We start from the raw sequence: 18,565 nt of genomic DNA, 5'->3' as shown, positions 1-18,565 counted from the left end.
AAACCCGATTCCTGATCGGGTGTAGCGGCGGCATGGATTCCATGCTGTTGCTGTATCTGATGGCTGAACTTTTCCCAAATCGAATTCGCGCCATGTATGTTGATCACCAGCTGCAAAGGTTAAGTGCTGGCTGGGGAATGTTCGTCCAACAACAAGCTGAAGCACTTAATATTCCCTCTATTCTGCAAAAAGTCACGGTTGAAACTGGCAATCTCGAGCAGCAAGCGCGACAGGCCCGTTATCAAGCTTATCAGCAGCACTTACAGTCCAACGAAATTCTTGTTTTAGCCCATCATCAGCAAGATCAGGCTGAAACGTTCTTGTTGCGTCTATTTTCTGGGGCGGGAGTCACTGGACTGGCTGCTATGCAACAGCTTGATATGCGTCAGGATATGACCATCTGGCGACCCTTTTTAGACCTGAGTCGGGAACAGATTGAGCAGTGGTCACAACAACTGGTCTTGGACTATGTTACCGATCCTACCAATCACGATACCCATTATGATCGGGCATGGTGTCGGGAACAATTATGGCCGATGCTCGAACAGCGTTTCCCTAAAATGCAGTCGGCTGTGGCACGCAGCAGTTATCTGATGCAAGATGCAGCGGAAATCCTTAATGATGTGTTGCAACAAGACTGGCAAGATTGCGCAACAGATCGTGAACTGGATTTATCCCAACTGGCTCAGCTCTCAACTGCGCGGCAACGGCAGCTTTTATCCGCCTGGATTAAAGGCACAGATCAATATCGTCCAAGTTACGCTATGGTACAGCGCCTGCAAAATGAGGTCATTCTGGCCAAAGCGGATGCGCAGGCAAGCTTGCATATTCACCCGCATTATTATGTGCGCTATCAGAAAAAATTATATCGTTTAAGCCATGATGAGCTGTATGCACAACAGCAGATGTCGGTTGCCAATGTCGTATTACAACACTATGCAATTGGGCAAACTGTCGAGGTCGCGGCAGGGCAATTTAAAATCCAATCGCAGGCAATAGGGCTTTCTACACAACTGTTAGGACGTGAATTGAGCTTGCTTAAACGTCAGGGTGGAGAAAAAATCCATCTTTATGGGCGTGTTGGACATTGGCCTCTGAAAAAAGCCATTCAGGAAGCACAGATTTTGCCTTGGTTACGTCATACAATTCAAATATTAGTCGTGGATAATGTTATGCTTGGGGTTTTTAGCCCAAAAGGTTTTTGGTTGGCGCAATCTGAGTATGTAGAGCAAGGTGGTTGGCAACCAAGTTTAATTTCTGACTGTAGTTTTCAGCAGTCTTTTTGATATGACGAGTAGGACATGGCGACAGCATTGAATAAAAATATTTGTTTTATTGGCGGCGGTAATATGGCCCAGGCCTTGATTGGTGGCTTACTTTCTCGTGGATTACCGACCACACGCATTACCGTTTCTGATCCTGTAGAGCAAATTCGTCACGTATTAGAAGAAAAAGGAATTCAGACTACGACCGAGAATGTTGACGCAATCAAGCATGCCGATGTCGTGGTGTTGGCGGTAAAGCCGCAGGTACTGGCAACGGTATTACAACCATTAAAAGGCCTATTGTCAGATAAACTGGTAATCTCGATTATTGCAGGGGCTGAAATTCAGACTATTTCAGATTTGATCGGCGGCAGTCAGCGTATTGTCCGTGTTATGCCGAATACGCCAGCGCTGGTGCAGACGGGTGCACATGGGATTTATGCGCCTGCAGCAGTTGATGCACAAGACCGTGAATTGACCAGTCAGATTCTTGCAGCGACAGGTTTGACCCTCTGGGTAGAAAATGAAGCACAGATTGATGCAGTAACTGCAGTATCGGGTTCTGGTCCTGCATATTTCTTCTATTTGATGGAAAGCATGATTCGCGCTGGTAAAAATCTGGGACTGGATGAAAAGGTTGCAACTGCATTAACCTTGCAAACCGCATTAGGTGCGGCACAAATGGCAATTACCAGTTCAAATTCTCCCGCAGAATTACGTAAAAATGTGACCTCTCCCAACGGCACAACCCAAGCAGCTTTAGAGGTGTTTGACCGTGCCCAGATTTCACAAAATATTCAAGCAGCGCTTGCAGCAGCTCAAAAGCGTAGCCAAGAGCTTGCGCAAGAGCTGAGTGACAAGACTAAATCGGTTTAAGTAGGATAAGACAATTATGGGTGCAAGTTCTGCGCTAATTTTTGGTGTTTTGATCAATGTTGCAATTTTATTGGTCTTTTTCCGTTTTTTAATGCAATTGGCGGCAGTGAGTCCATACAATCCGGTGGTGCTTTCGACAGTGAAAGCAACCAAGATTGTAGATATTTTTAGTCGTATTTTTCCAACAGTAGGTAAAGGTCGTGTCAATTTAGCGGCAGTAGCGTTGTTGCTGGTGCTGTATTTACTGAAAATGTTCGGCCTGATGTATTTATCAGGGCAGATGCCACATAGCGCCGTGTATCTGGTGGTGACCACCTTTGTGACCATGATTCAGGACTTGATCCGTTTCTGTCGTTATTTGATTTTTGCCACCATTATTTTAAGTTGGGTGGTGATGTTTACCCAGTCACGCTCGCCATATATCGAAGTGATTCAGGAGCTGGCTGAGCCTTTACTTGCACCTTTCCGTCGTATCATGCCGAATATGGGGATGATTGACCTTTCTCCAATTCTGGCATTTCTGGCACTGTATGTGGCTGAGATCCTGATGAATGAAGCAGCTAAAGTCCTGTTAACGGGCCTTTAAGCGAGTTTGATTCAATAAAAAATGGGCATCATGCCCATTTTTTATTTCTTGATCAAGCGTTGTCGTATGGCTTGATTTAAGGGATTGGAAAAGTAGCGTGCAATCAAGGCACCTAATCCAATGGCGAGGATAAGATAGAGTAATAATAACACCAGTTTAATATTACCCTCGGTTAGTGCTGGTGTATAAAACAGTTTGAAAAAACCTAAAATAATCAGATGGAATAAATAAATTTCATAACTGTTCTTACCAATCTCTTGCAGCCACTTCAAGCGCTGGACCTGTATAACCTGCTCATTTGCGACATTCGCAAGAATGACGATTGCTGTTGCCAGTGCAAATAGACTGATTCCCCAAACACAGTTTTGTTTAATCGGGGCAGAAAAGTAGATGATAAACATGGTCGCAATCGCCATATATTTCAGGCCTGACCAAGTGCGGGCTTGCAGCTTCAGTTGCGGTGCCAGCAGTGCTGCAATACAACCAAAAGCAATCCCGTCGAAACTAGAGAAGTAATGATAGAGATACGCACCACTTTCTTCACCATAGTGCAAAGATCTAAAATAGGGTGCAAATAGAATTAAGGCGAAACATGTCAATAGAAAGTAGGGTTTTCTCTTAAACAGCAGCGCGGTCAGCGGAAACAGCAAATAAAAGACTTCTTCCACAGATAATGACCATAACACGCCAAGCGCATAGTTGACCCAGCCATTTTCGATAATCAGCAGGTTCATCCAGAAGGTCAGCGCTGCCAGATTGACGGTGGATTGAGCCACCACGATGCCATTTGGGGCTTGCGTCATAAAAGGCTTGAGCTCAAATGCACCGAGAAGATTGACTACACAGATCAGCAGAATCAGGGTCGGCATGATGCGTGCAAATCGTGATATATAAAAATCCCGGGTATTGATCTGCTGCAATGCTCCCCAACGCTTAATGGTATGGGAGGTAATGAGATAGCCCGAGATCACGAAAAACATGGTGACGCCGTAGTTGCCATTGCGGGCTAAAAGCGTGGTGATGTTTTCGCCAAAAACCTGAAAGTTAATGGAAGTATCAAATAGTTTGTAAGGAATATTGAAGTGATGCAGTAACACCAGAAAGATTGAAATACAGCGTAATGAATCAATAGAGTGAAAACGCTTGAATTGGACTTGATTAAAGGACATGTTGCATTCCTTTCTCCTATACGAATTAATTGTTATCGGCTATTCTTTATTATTGTGTTCTTGTAGCGCAGGGGAGTTTATCCCCTGTCTGCAAGAAACATTTTGTTTTTGTGCACTCAGGCTCGCTTAATGCGCAGCATCCCAGTTTAGACCTTGTCCGACTTCCACCACAAATGGCACTGAAATTTCCAATACCGATTGCATCACTTCCGCAATTTGTTTGGAAAGCTCATCGGCGATTGCCACATCTGCTTCAAACACAAGTTCATCGTGGACCTGTAATAACAGCTTGGCTTGATCTTTCGGCAGCATTTTATCGACGGCGATCATGGCCAGCTTAATAATATCTGCCGCACTGCCTTGTAACGGGGCATTGATTGCTGCACGTTCAGCCGCCTGTTTGATCATCTTGTTGCTTGCCATAATGTCTGGCGTATACAAACGTCGACCTAAAATGGTTTCCACAAAGCCTTGCTCACGTGCGATCTGGCGGGTACGTTCCATATAGTCCAGTACACCTGGATAGCGTTGGAAGTAACGCGCGATATAGCTACGTGATTCTTCACGGCTAAAGCCAAGCTGACGGGTTAAACCGAATTCAGACATCCCATAGAGTAGACCGAAGTTGACCGCTTTGGCTTGGCGACGTTGGTCATTGGTGACATCTTCAATATCAATACCTAGTACTTCGGAAGCGGTACGACGGTGTACGTCCTGACCTTGCTGGAAAGCATGTACCAACGCATCATCTTGCGAGAAATGCGCCATCAAACGTAATTCGATTTGCGAATAATCGGCAGCGAGTAACACGCGACCTTCAGGCGCAATAAAGGCTTTACGGATCTGACGACCAATCGGAGTACGGATTGGAATGTTTTGCAGGTTTGGATCGGTTGAAGACAAACGACCTGTCGCGGTTAAGGCCTGGTGATAGCTGGTATGTACCCGGTGGGTTGCATCATTTGACTGCACAATCAGGCGATCGGTATAGGTATTTTTGAGTTTCGCCAAACCGCGATGTTCTAAAATCACCTCAGCCAATGGATGCTCAATTTTCTCAAGAATACTTTCACTGGTACTGTATTGACCGGTTGCCGTCTTCTTGCCACCTTTAAGCCCAAGCTTTTCAAACAGCACTTCACCGACCTGTTTTGGGGATGCGACATTAAACGCTTCACCTGCCAGCTCGGCTGCCTGTGCTTCAAGAGTCTGAATGGTTTCGGAAAACTCTACACTGAGCTGATCAAGGAAAGCGTGATCCAGTTTAATCCCATCTTCTTCCATGCCAGTGAGCACGCGTGCAACAGGCATCTCAATGTTATGTAGAATATTGACCAATTCCGGATGGGCTTTCAGTTTTGCTGCAAGCACTTCGTATAAGCGATAGGTAACATGCGCATCTTCAGCGGCATAATGCGCTGCCACTTCAAGCTCAATCTGGTTAAAGGTTTTCTGTTTGGCGCCTTTACCGGCAATCTGTTCAAAAGTCGTGGTCAAATGACTGAGATAAAGACGCGCAACATCATCCATGCCATGTCGTGTGGCTGCCGCATTCAGTACATAAGACGCCAGCATGGTATCGAAATACCAGCCTTGAATGGTGATACCGTGATTGGCAAAGATGTGGGCATCATATTTTAAATGATGACCAATTTTCTTGACCTGTTCATTTTCAAGAATCGGTTTGATCTGGGCCAGAAGCTGTTCACGATTCAGTTGTTGCGGTGCACCTTCATAATCATGGGCAACCGGAACATAGTATGCATCATTGGCATCAAAGGCGACCGAGAACCCGACCAGCTCAGCAAAGCGGTAGTCCAGATTGGTAGTTTCAGTATCAATCGCAAAATGATCTGCTTGCTGCATACGTTGCAATAATGCATCCCAATCCTGCTGGCTTAGCACGGTATGGTAGGTCGCTGTACCCAGTTGATCATCCTGACTCGACAGACTGGCATGATCTTCAATCACCACCTGCTCAGTTTTTTGTTCTGCTTTGGCAATGCTTTGTGCGGCCTGTTGATAAGCAGGGCTATTCGGGTTGTTGGGATGATCCAGCGACTGTAACTGGTTACGGAATTCAAGCTCGGTATACAGGTGACGTAACTGATCTACATTTGGATTGGTGAGTTTCAGGTCATGCCAATCTAAAGCCAGATCAAGATCACAAACAATACTTGCCAATTGATGGTCAATCTTGATGTTGTCTAGATTATCTTTAATGTTCTGGCTAATTTTGCCTTTCAACTGATCGGCATTGGCAATGATATTGCTCAAGGTGCCGTATTCATTTAACAACTTGGCCGCTGTTTTTGCACCCACGCCCGGCACGCCCATGATGCCGTCAGACGCATCGCCCATCAGGGTCAGGTAATCGATGATCTGGTTGGGATGAACCCCAAATTTCTCGAAAACACCCGCTTCATCTAAAACACGTTCTTTGAAGCTGTCTTCCAGTTTGACGTGTTCGTTGACCAGCTGCGCCATGTCCTTGTCACCGGTGGAAATCAGGACATGGTGACCTTCCGAAAGTGCACGTTTGGTGAGAGTGCCAATGATATCATCCGCTTCCGCCCCTGGAAGGCTATACAACGGAATACCCTGTGCTCTGATCAAAGCATGTAAATAAGGAATTTGCTGAGACAACTCCTCAGGCATACTTGGTCGATCACCTTTATAGATCGGCGATAACTTATGACGGAAAGTCGGTTCTGGTGTATCGAAAATCACTGCCATATGAGTCGGCTGGGTACGACGCATCAATTTCTGAATTGCTGAAATTGCACCACGTATTGCATTGGTATGTAAGCCAGTAGACGTCGTTAATGGCGGTAAAGCGTGAAAAGCACGAAACAAGAAATAAGACCCGTCAACCAAGACAAAAGGTGGCATTGCGCAAATCCTAATTATAAATTAGTCGGTATTTTACGTGAAAAAGCAGTGGCTGTCTTATCTGAACTGGAATCTGTAGCAGGGGAACTGTGGTTTAAGATTTGCAGTATTTTGTATGTGAAAATACCTGCTTATGCAGTGATCAAGTAAGATACCAGCAATGAAGCTGTCATAATTGATATAAGTCTATGTATAAAAGAGACAAACAGGGAATAGTCGTTGTCCTGATTGCTTTGACGGTGTTGCTTGCTTGTGCGGTTGCATTCAAATGGCATGCGACTGTTATTGCCGCGACAATCGGGCTGACCGTTGTTATTGTGCACATTCTGTCTGAGATTCATCAGCGCTTGCTACAACTTGAACAAGCAAGCGGGAATGGTTTTGTGCCGGCTACAGGGATGGCTGTCCAGAAAATTGTGATTTATAGCGCAGCATTGGTGGCCCTGTTTGCCTATGCGAATACTTGGATGTGGCTGGCAGGTGGTGCTTTATTGGTGTTGCTGTTGTGCCTGATCCAAACCATCAGTGCATTCCAGACCCGTTTATTGCATCTGGAACAGCATGCGATTCAACACCATCAGATTCAGGTCGAGCTCGCCGCTCAAGCCCAGTCAACTCCGCTGGATCAGCAGCTTGAACACACAACTACAGCTTCTTCTAATCCTATTGACTCCGTGCAGCATCCGGCATGGATGCAGCAAAAAACTGAATCCGTTGCAGCACCAGGTGGGCAGACTTCGACTCCCGTTACTCAAGCCACCAAGCCGAATACACCAAGTTGGTGGCAGCCCGCACTGGACTGGATGATACACGGCAATCCGATTCTGCGTGTCGCTGTCGCAGTACTCATGGTCGGTGTGGTTTTACTCTTACGTTTTGCCAGTGAACATTGGCAACTCAGTCTGGGGGTAAAACTGGGCTTTATTGCCAGTGCCGGTATCGCGACGACTGTGGCGGGGGATTGGCTGCAACGGAAAAATCAGCTCTTTGCCGTCGCGTTGCAAGGCGTCGGGCTGGCAGTCGTGTTCCTGACCTTGATTTTCTCTCATCATTTTGCCGTGATTGCCAGCTTAAGCACAGCCAGTATTTTATTTGTGATTTTATTATCGGCTACGGTTTATCTGAGTTTAAAGCAACACGCCCTGTATTTGGCCATGTTGGCCTTGACCATGGCTTATCTTGCGCCGTTGGTGATTCCACAAAATCATCCGGATGTGATTTTCCTGTTTGGCTATTACTTTGTGATTAACTTGGCAGTGGCAGCGCTGAACTTTATTCAACCCTGGAAAATCCTGCATCAGATTGCGTTCTTTGCCACCATGTTTATTGGTGGTTCTAGCATCGGGGTGTATGCCAAGACGTCGCAGTTCGATACTTTGGATGTGATCCTGTGGTTGCATATCGCTTTATTTATCTGGCTGAGTATCCGTTATAGCCAGTTAATGCTACGCCAAAACCAGCAACCAACCGATCAGTCATCTGAGCGCTTACAGCCGATTCTGGATGTCGGCCTGATCTTTAGTGTGCCTGTGCTGGGCTTTTCCTTGCATGCCTATTTAATGCATAACTCGACCTCAGCACTGACGTGGGGAGCCGTTGCACTTGCAGCGACTTATATTGCCTTAAATCTCTGGATTAAACGCCAGTATCCGCAACTTTCAATTTTAGCCAAAAGCTTTTTTATCCTTGCGGTGGTATTCGTTGCATTAATTTTCCCACTGGCCAAAGGGGCGCACTGGACCTCAACCGGCTGGGTGATTCAGGGCACGGCATTAATCGTTTGGGGTGTCACCGAGCGTTATCGTTTAAGTCGTTATGTGGGCGTCGCACTGGTCTTGCTCAGTTCGGTAGCACTGCTGTTTCAGGTCTGGTCAAATGATCATTTCCCGATTTTAAGCACCGCGATTTTTGCTTTAGCGCAATTTATTTCGGCTTTTTACTTGTTGCATTATCAGGAAGTCGAAAAGTACTTTAGTGCGCGCATGCTCAGCGGCGTATTTTTAGCACTTGGTTTATATTCTGGAGCGATTGCTGCGGTTGAATTGATGCATTGGCAACAACATGGGCTGAGTCCATATCTCGCGGTCGCAGCTATCTTGCTAGCTTTGTTTAGTCTGGCCGTACAGCTTAAATCTCGATTGCAATGGGGCAGTCTACAGCTCATCTTGTTGGCTGGCTTATTAGCATTGCTCTACGTGGAAAGTTTTGCTCAAAATGTGTATTCGGTTTGGCATTGGTCGAGTAGCTTAAACCAACTCAGCTTTGCTGTAGCTTCAATTGCCATGACCTTGATCCTGATGCTCTTGAGTGATAACAGATCTAAAGTATCGCTCATCCTGTGGTCGGCTTTGCTCTGGCTTAGTCTTGCTAGTATTGGATTGGCTATTTTTCCAATCATGCCGCTTGTTGCACTTGCGATTGTTCCGGCGATTTATAGTCTTTGGCAATTTGTATCGAAGAACACCCAATTGCTACATCAGGTTCCGATCTGGTGCTTAACCCTATTCTGGTTGGTATTGATCAGTCTGGATCCTTATTCTGCGCAGCAATATTATGTACTACCGCTATTTAACCTGACCGATATTCTGTCTTTATTGATGTTCTTTGGTCTGATCTGGATGATTTATCATCATGACTTTAGTGCAGAGCGTTCGATAGAATGGGGCTTTAAAGTCACCACGATTTTGATTGGGCTATTGGTACTGAGTAGTGTGGTGGTGCGCGCCATGCATCATTATCTAGGCACGCCATTTTGGGGCACAGCCATCTGGTCGAATGGTGATGTGCAACTGAGTTTGACGCTGCTGTGGGTGATTCTGGCGTTTATCCTGATGACCTTTTCCAGTCGCCGTCACATTCGTCAAATCTGGTTTGTCGGTGCGGCTTTATTGGGAATCGTGGTGCTGAAACTCCTGTTATTGGACTTATCGCAAAGTGGCACCTTAACCCGTGTGATTTCGTTTATCGGTTCGGGAGCGGTGATGCTGGTGATTGCTTATTTGGCACCGTTGCCACCTGCGCTAAGTGAAACAGAGAAAGAAAGCTAATTATCTTTCTTTCTCGTCTTTTTTCAGTTCTTTCTGATTGGCATATTGATCGATTTCATCATTTTCTAAAGGGAGAGGTCGATCAATCAGGCCCATTTTCGGTACAGGAATCTCGATTTCATTTTCCAGAAAGCCATTACGAATCCGCTCCTGCATTTCATCGCGGACTTTGAGTGAGTTTTCCTGACGGCACCACACTGCAAATAACAACTCAATGGAAGACTCCCTGAACGCCGTTACCGTCACTGTTGCTTTCGGATCATCCATCACCAGTGGATATTTCGCTGCAACATCTAACAAGACTTGCCGAACTTTGATGATATCTTCATGGAAGTTAATCGCCAGCGTAATCGGAATCCGCCGTATCGGATATTTGGATAAATTCATCACCGGCGTTCGAATCAGCTGTTCGTTCGGCAAGCGAATATAAACATTGTCCAGTGTGAGCAGTTTAACCGAGAGTAGATCAATTGAAATCACTTCACCTTCAATGGTTTGCCCCCGAATCAAGGTAATCTGAATGGTATCGCCGACTTCAAAGGAACCTTCGCCAATCAGGAACAAACCGCTGATCAAGTTGGTTGCAGAAGTTTGTGAGGCGAAACCCAAGGCCACGGTCAAGATCCCCGCTGCACCAAGAAAGACACTCAGTTTAAAACCCGCTTCCCTTAAACTGGTCATGATGAACAGCAAGAAAATAAAGTAAAAAATACCTCGACGCCATAATAAGCGTTGATGGGCATTAAAACGGCTGCCAATGGTGCGGATAAAGGCATTGGACACCAGTCGCGCAATCAGGAAGCCGATAAAACATAAAATAATGGCGACCACGATTTCGCTGAGGCGCTCAAAATTAATGTTGGTAAAAACACTGGTCAGGCTGCCAGCAACATCTTTTGGAATATTTGAATTCGGCATGGCACCCCCTTAAAAGAATGAATCAAACATATTGAATAAGGTGCTACCTGGGGCTCGAGGGGGATGTACATAGGTGACTTCACCTGCCTGAGTCGGAGTTTTGTTCTCAATGCGAATACGGGCCGGATGATCGGTTCCTTCGTAATAGACCTTGATTTGCGAGGTCCATAAGCGTCCTGTACTTTCACTATAGAATAATGGCAGAGCAGGCACCGGCACATTCATACGGTCAAAGCGCAATTGATGATGACTGGTGTTGTGAAACTCAATTGGCGTGACCGCACGGAAAGCACGTGGTTTCAGTAGATTCAAATCAATACGCCCGTCGACTGAGGTGGCGTAGCAAATCTCACCATTTTGCGGGTCTTTACCAAACCAGGTGTCTTTCGGTTGAATCACGGGAATATCAAAAAGCGGTTCAGAAAGACCATCTACCAGACCAGCGATCCACAATGGCGTACTGATATATAAGGTTCCGCGCTGTCCCGCTGGAATATAAATCGGATCTACAGGACGAATCACCACCGAGCGATCTGCCAGACGAGGCATTAAATGAAAGGTGCTATTGGTTTTATGAAACATGTAGCGTTCAATTTTTGCTGGGGGTGGCATGGCAAATTCAATATCGTTCAATATTCGCCATTGTTGTTCATAGTCATACTGAAACTGAGGGCGATGATATTCCAGACGCCATTCTTTGATGCCGCGGGTCAGACGAAAGAGCAATGAACCGAATTGCCAAGCTTTGGCCTGTTGAAGTTCGAATTGTTGTTCGCCCCACCATTTCAATGTATTGGAAGGCGGTGCTTCAAATTGATTATTTTGAGACAAGATGCAAAATTCCTTTGTGAGTATGCTAAACAGACTTCACGCTGTAATCTGCTTAGAGTACACTCAATACTTTCTCTTATCATTATTTGTGTGATGCAAATACTTAAACAAATACAAATTCCTTATAGTTTTGCGAAGCGACATGGCGTTTTATTGCGCTATGAAGGTGATCAAATTTTTATTGTACGACGCAAGGACACTGCGCGTATTGCGTTGCAGGAAGCGCGTCGAATTTTGGGGAAATCTGCTCACGATCAATTGTGTAGTGATCAGGAATTTCATGCTTTACTCAGTTCCAGTTATGCGGGGGATACCGGCGAATCGCAACAGGTTGCAGCAGGGCTGGAAGATCATCCCGATTTATTGAGTCTGGCCGATCAGGTCCCTGAAGCCGAAGACCTGATGGATCAGGAAGATGATGCGCCGATTGTGCGTTTAATCAATGCCTTATTATCAGAAGCGATTCGGGTCAGTGCTTCGGATATTCATATCGAAGCCTTCGAGAAAAAACTGTCAGTACGTTTGCGTGTTGATGGCCAATTGCGTGAGATTGTTCAGCCACGTCGTGAGCTGGCACCACTGTTGGTCTCACGGATCAAGGTCATGGCAAAACTGGATATTGCCGAAAAGCGGGTCCCGCAAGATGGCCGTATTTCATTGCGTCTGGCTGGACGTGAAGTAGATGTCCGTGTTTCGACCTTACCTTCCTCGCATGGCGAGCGTGTGGTGATGCGTTTGCTGGACAAGCAGGCGGGGCGTCTCAACATGACCCATTTGGGCTTGATGAAAAATGACTATGAGCGTTTAACCCAACTGGTCCATCGTCCACATGGCATTATTCTGGTCACCGGCCCAACTGGTTCGGGTAAAACCACGACCTTGTATGCCGCCTTGTCTGATCTGAATGACAATACCCGTAATATCCTGACTGCCGAAGATCCAATTGAATATCAACTGGAAGGAATTGGACAGACACAGGTCAATACCAAAGTGGACATGACCTTTGCACGTGCCTTGAAGGCGATGTTACGTCAGGACCCTGACGTGGTGATGGTCGGTGAGATTCGTGATCTGGAAACTGCTGAAATTGCAGTTCAAGCATCTTTGACTGGTCACTTGGTATTGTCTACCTTGCATACCAATACCGCAATTGGGGCAGTAACCCGTTTAAAGGATATGGGAATCGAGCCATTCCTCTTGGCCAGTTCCTTAATTGGGGTGATTGCCCAACGTCTGGTGCGTACCTTATGTCCGCATTGTGTCACATGGCGAGCGGCAGATGCTTTTGAACGCCAGGTTTTCCAGCATCTTAAAGCCGATGAAGCAATGCAACTGCCTGAACCGAAGGGATGTGAAAAGTGTTCACATGTGGGCTTTAGCGGTCGAACGGCTATTTATGAAATCGTGCCAGTCGATGAGTCGATGCGCCGTTTGATTCATGGCAATGCGGCTGAGTATGAACTTGAAAATCATGCACGCCGTCATGCAGCGTCCATCCGTGATGATGGTTTATTAAAAGTCCTAGCAGGTAAAACCACATTGGAAGAAGTACTTCGTGTCACCAATGAAGCTGCTGAAGAATAAATTTAGGCTTTGAAATAAAAACAGCATGCAGATCGCATGCTGTTTTTTATGGTCGTTCAAATTATGCAGCCGTCACGATATTAAAATTCACATCAATATTGTTGCGGGTTGCATTTGAATACGGGCAAACGATATGTGCGGCAGCAACCAGTTGTTCTGCTTCCGCTTGTTCCATACCAATCAGATATACATTTAAAGTAACTTCGATCCCAAAACCTGTTGGAATGGGGCCAATACCGACCTCACCTTCTACATAGGCATCTTTGCTGATATTGAACTTATCACGGTTGGCAACGAACTTCATTGCTCCCAAGAAACAGGCCGAATAGCCGGCAGCAAACAGTTGCTCCGGATTGGTCACTTCGCCGCCCGCACCGCCCATTTCTTTAGGTACACCGAGTTTTACATCTAAAACACCGTCAGAAGAGGTTGCACGGCCATCTCGACCACCGGTTGCTTTTGCTTTTGCACGATAAACCACTTTTTCTAATGACATGATAATGATCCCTGAATATTATTGAATGCAATTTGATCGTACTGATTCTGAAGCAAAATACAAGTCAGTAAACGTTGCCAATCTTGCCCTCTTTGGTTGTTATACGTGTAGGGTAAATGCCGGTTTATTGTCGGTGCCATGGTTGTTAGATGTGGGGAGTCTAGTTGTTGCCCGTTTAGTTTGAATAGGCCTGTACGTAGGACGGGGCTGAACAGTGGGAAAATTTTTATCGATTATAAAAAACAAAAGGCATAAGTAATCAAACTTATGCCAAGGCTAGAAACGTGTTCTGTTAGTGAATTACCACAGATCGGCAATTTTTTTCATCAGACGGGCACGATAACGGGCTGTCGGATTGCTGAGATTATTTTGCGCTTCAAGTTCGAAATGTTGCTGCCAAGCCTTGATCATTTCCAGCGTGGTACCTTTTTGCTTAATCACAGCAACATCTTCACGTTGAATATTATCCAGACGCTGACGGGCACCTTCTGGACCTGTTCCCCAGCCAATAATCCATTGACCAAACGCATTTAAGGATAAATTCTGCGGGGTAGACAAGATCGTTGCTGAAGTTGCCGATTCCTCGATATTTGCATCAACTGTCATTGCATGAAGTGATGCAGTGGTCCCCAAAAAAAACAAAGCAGCGATAAATCTAAACATGAATAAAGCTTAATAAGAATCAGTTGATGATGTTACATCATGCCTATCCCAAAATCATTCGACTTTGTTCGATCATGATCAAATAAATTGTATTAAATCATGAATCTAGAAAAGCTACATTGATAAAAATTGAACAATACGGTCAGCACATGTGCTGTTGCCGTTATTTTGCGCAAAACCGACATTGAAAATGTTGCGATTATGGCATTTTTAATAATTAATTAATTTGCGATGTTGCATCAGTGGCATAGAAGCACGTATAGCATTTTGTTCTTCAAGATCAAATGCACTGGTGATGAGACCATGACCTTCAGTCTCGATCATCTGAAGCAGCTGGCCACGACTATTGGTAATCCCGGCATGCCCCCAAGTTTGACGTTTTTCACCATGCCAGCCTTGCTGGGCAGCACCTAAAACATAACATTGGCTATCCATGGCCCGCGCTTGCAGTAGCAACTGCCAATGCATTTGACCCGTCGTATAGGTAAAGGCAGCAGGGGCGGTTAACATATTGGCGCCTTGCTGGCGCAGGGTTAAAGCCAGTTCCGGAAAACGTAAGTCATAGCAGACCATCAGGCCGATGTTACCAAAAGGTGTCTTGGCAACGATGACCTGATCACCCGGTTCGAAGAATTTAGATTCCTGATAACCGCCAACGGCATCATTGACTTGCACATCAAATAAATGAATTTTATCGTAGCGTGCTTCGGTGCCTTCAGGACTGATACATAAACTGACGGTTCGAACCCGGCCATCCTGAATGATTGAACCATCTGGACGGAAAGGGCATGGGAGCGTGCCTGCAATAATCCAGATCTGATAGCGATGTGCCAGTTGCTCTAATCGTTGCTGGATACTCTCGAATTGCGCTGCGGTCTCACGCTGTTTACCCGCAGCAAAGCAGACGAAGTTTTCAGGAAAAACGATCAGTTCAGCTGCCTGAGCTTTACTCTGTTGAATTAATGATTCAATGACAACGAAATTGGCTTCGATATCATTTTGGGAGTTCATTTGTACAACAGAGAGTAAAGTCATATAGGCGCCGCGTTATCAGGTTTAATGATCAAGCGTTTTGTTTATGTGCATCGAGATTGAGGCAATCTTGTTCTTTTTGCAATTGTTTAACCAGAGGTTCAAACATATTCTGGTTATTTTCATTTAAACGCATCAGTGTTTTATGTGCATCAAGCACAGTATTGAGCATGGCACTATGAGTGACATGTTCATCGGTAAGCTCTAACGTACATACACTCGGATCGCCACAGTAATTTAAAATCACAAATACCTGACCTAGCCCCATGCTGTTGGCCAAGGTCGTAATATCCGGATTTGTTGACAGCATGACTGCTTGGATCTGATGAACTTGCTTTAGCTTTAAACCCAGTTTTGCCAGAATGCCTAAAACGGTACTGTCAATAAACGTGGTTTCAGTTAAGTCAACGATTGCACCAACAACATTTTGCTGTTGTTCAATTCGGTTGAGCAGTTTGTCTAGACTTATACAAGAGTGAGCACGCACTTCGCCAATAAGCTTGAAAATATGCGTTCCGTTCAAACTTGCATATTCAACATGACCTGTTGACATATAAATGCCATTTTCAGAGAAAGGATATAAAATTATCCCATAGTGATATTCCAGACACAAGTGGGTGGATGCCTGGATTTGGTTAAGTTGATGATATTTAAATTAATTCATTCGGCGAAGGCTGAGTATTGCAATGTCATCCGCGACATGGTCGGGTGCTTTAAAGGCATCATTTTGCAGGTGTTCGACCAGTTGATTGAACTGATCATTCAGGCCACCATCGAAAGGTTCAAGCGCACCATCCGAACACACAATGAACCGTGCCTGAGGGCTTAATACACAGCGATGCTCTTCAACTTCCAGTTCTTCGGTGAGCCCTAACGGAAAGCTACTGGTGGTTAAAATCTGTGGAGGCTGGTTCGGTTCAAAAATAATTGGAGGCGGGGAATGTCCTGCACTAGACCAACGCACTTCATGGGTCGCCAGATTTAAAATACCAGCCACCATGGTGATGTGCTTTTCAATATTCTCTTGCACTAACATGGCATTGAGTTTCTGAATTAATTGCCCCGGTGTTTTTGAGCGACCATGAAAGGCGGCCATCCACGAGGTTAATAGGCTACTGGTGACACCATGTCCTGATACATCTGCCAGATAAAATAGCACTTCTTCATCATTCAAACGCCAATAGTCATACCAGTCGCCCGACAAATAAGCCGAAGGCTGAAAGAAAGATTCAAACTGGTAGTTCGGCAGCTCAATCGGGTTTGGCAACAAACGTTTTTGTAATTCGGCCGCCGAAGGTAAGTCACGGCTATCCTGATTACGTTTATATTGCGCATCGATCTTGAATAAAGAATGGATTGGATTCTTGGGTAAGCTATCCCAAATCCAGCCCGCCAAGGCTCCCAGTTCCCATGCTTGCGCCAAAGCCGCACCTTCATGTTCAAAGGCGAGTACCACCGTCGGCAACTTCCATTGATACTTTAAAAAATCTTGTACGTCGGCAATCGCAATAATGGTTTGATCATACAAGTCCAGATCATCAACTTGAATGATCTGCAAACTTGGTAACTCGGTTAAAGCTTGATCTAGACAGGGTATGGCACGTGTGGGTTGAATGAAATACATAGATGAATAGTCAATCCTTTGTATGATCATTTTTAATTCATCATAGATGAAAGATGACCTATAACTATAGTATTGCCAGAGTTTAAATTCCCTGACAATACATAAGTTTGTAAAACATTATTTTAATATGATCATTTTTCGTCAGAAGATGAGTCGTCAACATCATCTGCATCACCAACAAAAGAGACATCATCAGAGTCACCACGTTTCTCTGAAATCTGGAAAGCCTTACGCTGTAAATAGAAATCACGGATCATGGAATATTTATCACCTTTCAGGCTTTCTTCAATATCCAGAATTTGTGAACGTGCATCAACGGCTTGTAATACATTAGTAGACCAGTAAATCCCATCTTGATCATCCAGTAAATATTTTTGCGGACGTCCAAAACTGTCGGCTGCCAAGCCAAAACCATCACGGAAAGTACTTGGTCCAAAGAAAGGCAACATCACATAAGGGCCAGAAGGGACACCGTAATAACCCAGCGTCACGCCAAAGCTTTCTTCTTCTGTGTCTAAGCCCAAACGACGCGCAGGGTCTGCAAAACCTAAAGTGGTTAACGTATTTACTGTAAAACGACCTAAAGTTTTTGCTGCTCGGGTAGGGCGGCCTTGAATGAGCTGGTTCACCGCATTCCATGGCTCACCCAGGTTTTTACGGAACTGACGATAAGGGCTACGCACAGGTTCAGGAACTTTAGCCACATATTGAATCGCAACTGGCTTTAACAAGTTACGGTCTAACATGTCATTAAATGCGTAAATCTGACGATTTAATGGCTGTAAAGGATCTTTCACTGCATCCGGTTGTGCAGCATTGGCATTTACTTTTAAATCATTCTTGGTGAGATGCTTTAAGTCTTTTATGGCTTTAATGGTGGAAACCTTTTGCTCAGGAGTAACCTGTGCTTGTGATGTCGCAGTTTGAGCAGCAGACTCAGTTGGAGTCTCTTGCGCAAATACTGATGAACACGCTCCAGCAGTTAACAACCCAAGCAAGATAAAATTCGAGTAATGCATATAAGTCCTTAATCGCTGTGAGAGCGAAATAATACAGTCATTAAAATGATTGCGTCACTTAACGCAAAACATAGATATCGAGAGTACAGTTTAATTGTTCTTATCGTATTAAAACAAATTCGGTCGAAAAATATAAGAAAAAATGTAATTTTGCTCTAAAAATATACACTCGATCAAATAAATCAAATAAATTTAAAAAAGGGTGTTGCATTGGATAGTGAATGCTGTAGAATGCACATCCATCGGCGGTGATGCAGATAAAAACTTGTTGAGAAACAAGGATTTGGCTAAAATGGTTAGATTCTTGAGTTTGTTGATAAGTTTGCTAAATATCTAAATTACCTGTTGACTTTTAAGAGATTGAGAGTAATATAGCCGACCTAGCTTGATGATGACGAATCATCGAGAAGATCATTAAGAGAATAGAAGAACAACTTGTGTGGATTTTTACTGGTTGATCGATCGAAAATATTTCATTGATTAATTGGTTTAAATTTCTCGAAGTTTATTTGAGCAAATATTAAGTCAGTAATTGATGAGCCAAGATTTGTAGCCATAAGCTA

The 18,565-nt window shown here is 44.8% G+C and carries 15 protein-coding genes; 5 read left to right on the top strand and 10 right to left on the bottom strand.

Annotated elements, in window-relative coordinates; translation table 11 throughout:
• The first annotated feature begins 32 nt into the window (after positions 1 to 32).
• Genes tilS through J699_RS02005 form a run of 3 tightly spaced genes read left to right on the top strand, consistent with a single transcriptional unit; the run spans position 33 to position 2,727 of the window.
• Positions 33 to 1,286, top strand: coding sequence for a tRNA lysidine(34) synthetase TilS (tilS, locus tag J699_RS01995; RefSeq protein WP_032871160.1), 1,254 nt, complete (start codon positions 33 to 35; stop codon positions 1,284 to 1,286).
• A 15-nt stretch (positions 1,287 to 1,301) separates the two neighbouring features.
• A complete protein-coding gene (gene proC, locus J699_RS02000) occupies positions 1,302 to 2,141 on the top strand; it encodes a pyrroline-5-carboxylate reductase (protein WP_005283449.1) in 840 nt (279 codons plus the stop codon).
• 16 nt (positions 2,142 to 2,157) lie between these two features.
• Positions 2,158 to 2,727: a YggT family protein gene (locus tag J699_RS02005; RefSeq protein WP_005228797.1), complete on the top strand. Its 570-nt coding sequence runs from the start codon at positions 2,158 to 2,160 to the stop codon at positions 2,725 to 2,727.
• A 41-nt stretch (positions 2,728 to 2,768) separates the two neighbouring features.
• Here J699_RS02005 and J699_RS02010 read toward each other — a convergent pair whose 3' ends face one another.
• Complete coding sequence (locus J699_RS02010; RefSeq protein ID WP_032871163.1) at positions 2,769 to 3,896, bottom strand: acyltransferase family protein; 1,128 nt, start codon at positions 3,894 to 3,896, stop codon at positions 2,769 to 2,771.
• A gap of 126 nt (positions 3,897 to 4,022) precedes the next feature.
• On the bottom strand, positions 4,023 to 6,788 hold the full coding sequence (gene polA, locus J699_RS02015; RefSeq protein ID WP_032871165.1) for a DNA polymerase I: 2,766 nt from the start codon (positions 6,786 to 6,788) through the stop codon (positions 4,023 to 4,025).
• 188 nt (positions 6,789 to 6,976) lie between these two features.
• Between polA and J699_RS02020 the strand changes: the two genes are divergently transcribed.
• Positions 6,977 to 9,835, top strand: a complete 2,859-nt coding sequence (locus tag J699_RS02020) for a DUF2339 domain-containing protein (RefSeq protein ID WP_032871167.1) — start codon at positions 6,977 to 6,979, stop codon at positions 9,833 to 9,835.
• On the opposite strand, the gene J699_RS02025 is transcribed toward J699_RS02020, so the two are convergent.
• Entirely contained in the window at positions 9,836 to 10,753 is a 918-nt protein-coding gene (locus tag J699_RS02025) for a mechanosensitive ion channel family protein (protein WP_004774742.1), read from the bottom strand.
• Positions 10,754 to 10,762: 9 nt separating this feature from the next.
• Complete coding sequence (locus J699_RS02030; protein WP_005283463.1) at positions 10,763 to 11,584, bottom strand: hypothetical protein; 822 nt, start codon at positions 11,582 to 11,584, stop codon at positions 10,763 to 10,765.
• Positions 11,585 to 11,677: 93 nt separating this feature from the next.
• Between J699_RS02030 and gspE the strand changes: the two genes are divergently transcribed.
• Entirely contained in the window at positions 11,678 to 13,168 is a 1,491-nt protein-coding gene (gene gspE, locus J699_RS02035) for a type II secretion system ATPase GspE (RefSeq protein ID WP_005228804.1), read from the top strand.
• Between the two features lie 61 nt (positions 13,169 to 13,229).
• Here the strand turns inward: gspE and J699_RS02040 are convergent, their stop codons facing one another.
• The 6 genes from J699_RS02040 to J699_RS02065 all read right to left on the bottom strand — a co-directional run bounded on the left by J699_RS02040 (position 13,230) and on the right by J699_RS02065 (position 18,002).
• A complete protein-coding gene (locus J699_RS02040; protein ID WP_005228806.1) occupies positions 13,230 to 13,664 on the bottom strand; it encodes an organic hydroperoxide resistance protein in 435 nt (144 codons plus the stop codon).
• A 300-nt stretch (positions 13,665 to 13,964) separates the two neighbouring features.
• A complete protein-coding gene (locus tag J699_RS02045; RefSeq protein WP_005228808.1) occupies positions 13,965 to 14,327 on the bottom strand; it encodes a DUF4951 domain-containing protein in 363 nt (120 codons plus the stop codon).
• A gap of 210 nt (positions 14,328 to 14,537) precedes the next feature.
• Positions 14,538 to 15,362, bottom strand: a complete 825-nt coding sequence (locus tag J699_RS02050) for a carbon-nitrogen hydrolase family protein (protein ID WP_032871169.1) — start codon at positions 15,360 to 15,362, stop codon at positions 14,538 to 14,540.
• Positions 15,363 to 15,390: 28 nt separating this feature from the next.
• Positions 15,391 to 15,912 (bottom strand): anti-anti-sigma factor GigB, encoded by a 522-nt coding sequence (gigB, locus tag J699_RS02055; RefSeq protein WP_004774748.1) that lies wholly within the window; start codon positions 15,910 to 15,912, stop codon positions 15,391 to 15,393.
• Between the two features lie 102 nt (positions 15,913 to 16,014).
• Positions 16,015 to 16,983, bottom strand: a complete 969-nt coding sequence (gene gigA / locus J699_RS02060; RefSeq protein ID WP_032882975.1) for an RsbU family protein phosphatase GigA — start codon at positions 16,981 to 16,983, stop codon at positions 16,015 to 16,017.
• Positions 16,984 to 17,114: 131 nt separating this feature from the next.
• On the bottom strand, positions 17,115 to 18,002 hold the full coding sequence (locus J699_RS02065; RefSeq protein WP_032882974.1) for a VacJ family lipoprotein: 888 nt from the start codon (positions 18,000 to 18,002) through the stop codon (positions 17,115 to 17,117).
• Positions 18,003 to 18,565 lie beyond the last annotated feature (563 nt).

Origin of the sequence: Acinetobacter sp. 1000160 (assembly GCF_000588715.1) — a bacterium.
Lineage (GTDB): Bacteria > Pseudomonadota > Gammaproteobacteria > Pseudomonadales > Moraxellaceae > Acinetobacter > Acinetobacter courvalinii.
The sequence above is the reverse complement of the archived record's forward strand: the minus strand, read 5'-3'. Positions and strand labels throughout refer to the sequence as shown.

Excerpts from the sequence above, each read along its gene's own strand:
- tilS (WP_032871160.1), top strand. The coding sequence starts at position 33 with ATGGATTCCATGCTGTTGCTGTATCTGATGGCTGAACTTTTCCCAAAT.
- proC (WP_005283449.1), top strand. The coding sequence starts at position 1,302 with ATGGCGACAGCATTGAATAAAAATATTTGTTTTATTGGCGGCGGTAAT.
- J699_RS02005 (WP_005228797.1), top strand. The coding sequence starts at position 2,158 with ATGGGTGCAAGTTCTGCGCTAATTTTTGGTGTTTTGATCAATGTTGCA.
- J699_RS02010 (WP_032871163.1), bottom strand. The coding sequence starts at position 3,896 with ATGTCCTTTAATCAAGTCCAATTCAAGCGTTTTCACTCTATTGATTCA.
- polA (WP_032871165.1), bottom strand. The coding sequence starts at position 6,788 with ATGCCACCTTTTGTCTTGGTTGACGGGTCTTATTTCTTGTTTCGTGCT.
- J699_RS02020 (WP_032871167.1), top strand. The coding sequence starts at position 6,977 with ATGTATAAAAGAGACAAACAGGGAATAGTCGTTGTCCTGATTGCTTTG.
- J699_RS02025 (WP_004774742.1), bottom strand. The coding sequence starts at position 10,753 with ATGCCGAATTCAAATATTCCAAAAGATGTTGCTGGCAGCCTGACCAGT.
- gspE (WP_005228804.1), top strand. The coding sequence starts at position 11,678 with ATGCAAATACTTAAACAAATACAAATTCCTTATAGTTTTGCGAAGCGA.
- J699_RS02040 (WP_005228806.1), bottom strand. The coding sequence starts at position 13,664 with ATGTCATTAGAAAAAGTGGTTTATCGTGCAAAAGCAAAAGCAACCGGT.
- J699_RS02045 (WP_005228808.1), bottom strand. The coding sequence starts at position 14,327 with ATGTTTAGATTTATCGCTGCTTTGTTTTTTTTGGGGACCACTGCATCA.
- J699_RS02050 (WP_032871169.1), bottom strand. The coding sequence starts at position 15,362 with ATGACTTTACTCTCTGTTGTACAAATGAACTCCCAAAATGATATCGAA.
- gigB (WP_004774748.1), bottom strand. The coding sequence starts at position 15,912 with ATGTCAACAGGTCATGTTGAATATGCAAGTTTGAACGGAACGCATATT.
- gigA (WP_032882975.1), bottom strand. The coding sequence starts at position 16,983 with ATGTATTTCATTCAACCCACACGTGCCATACCCTGTCTAGATCAAGCT.
- J699_RS02065 (WP_032882974.1), bottom strand. The coding sequence starts at position 18,002 with ATGCATTACTCGAATTTTATCTTGCTTGGGTTGTTAACTGCTGGAGCG.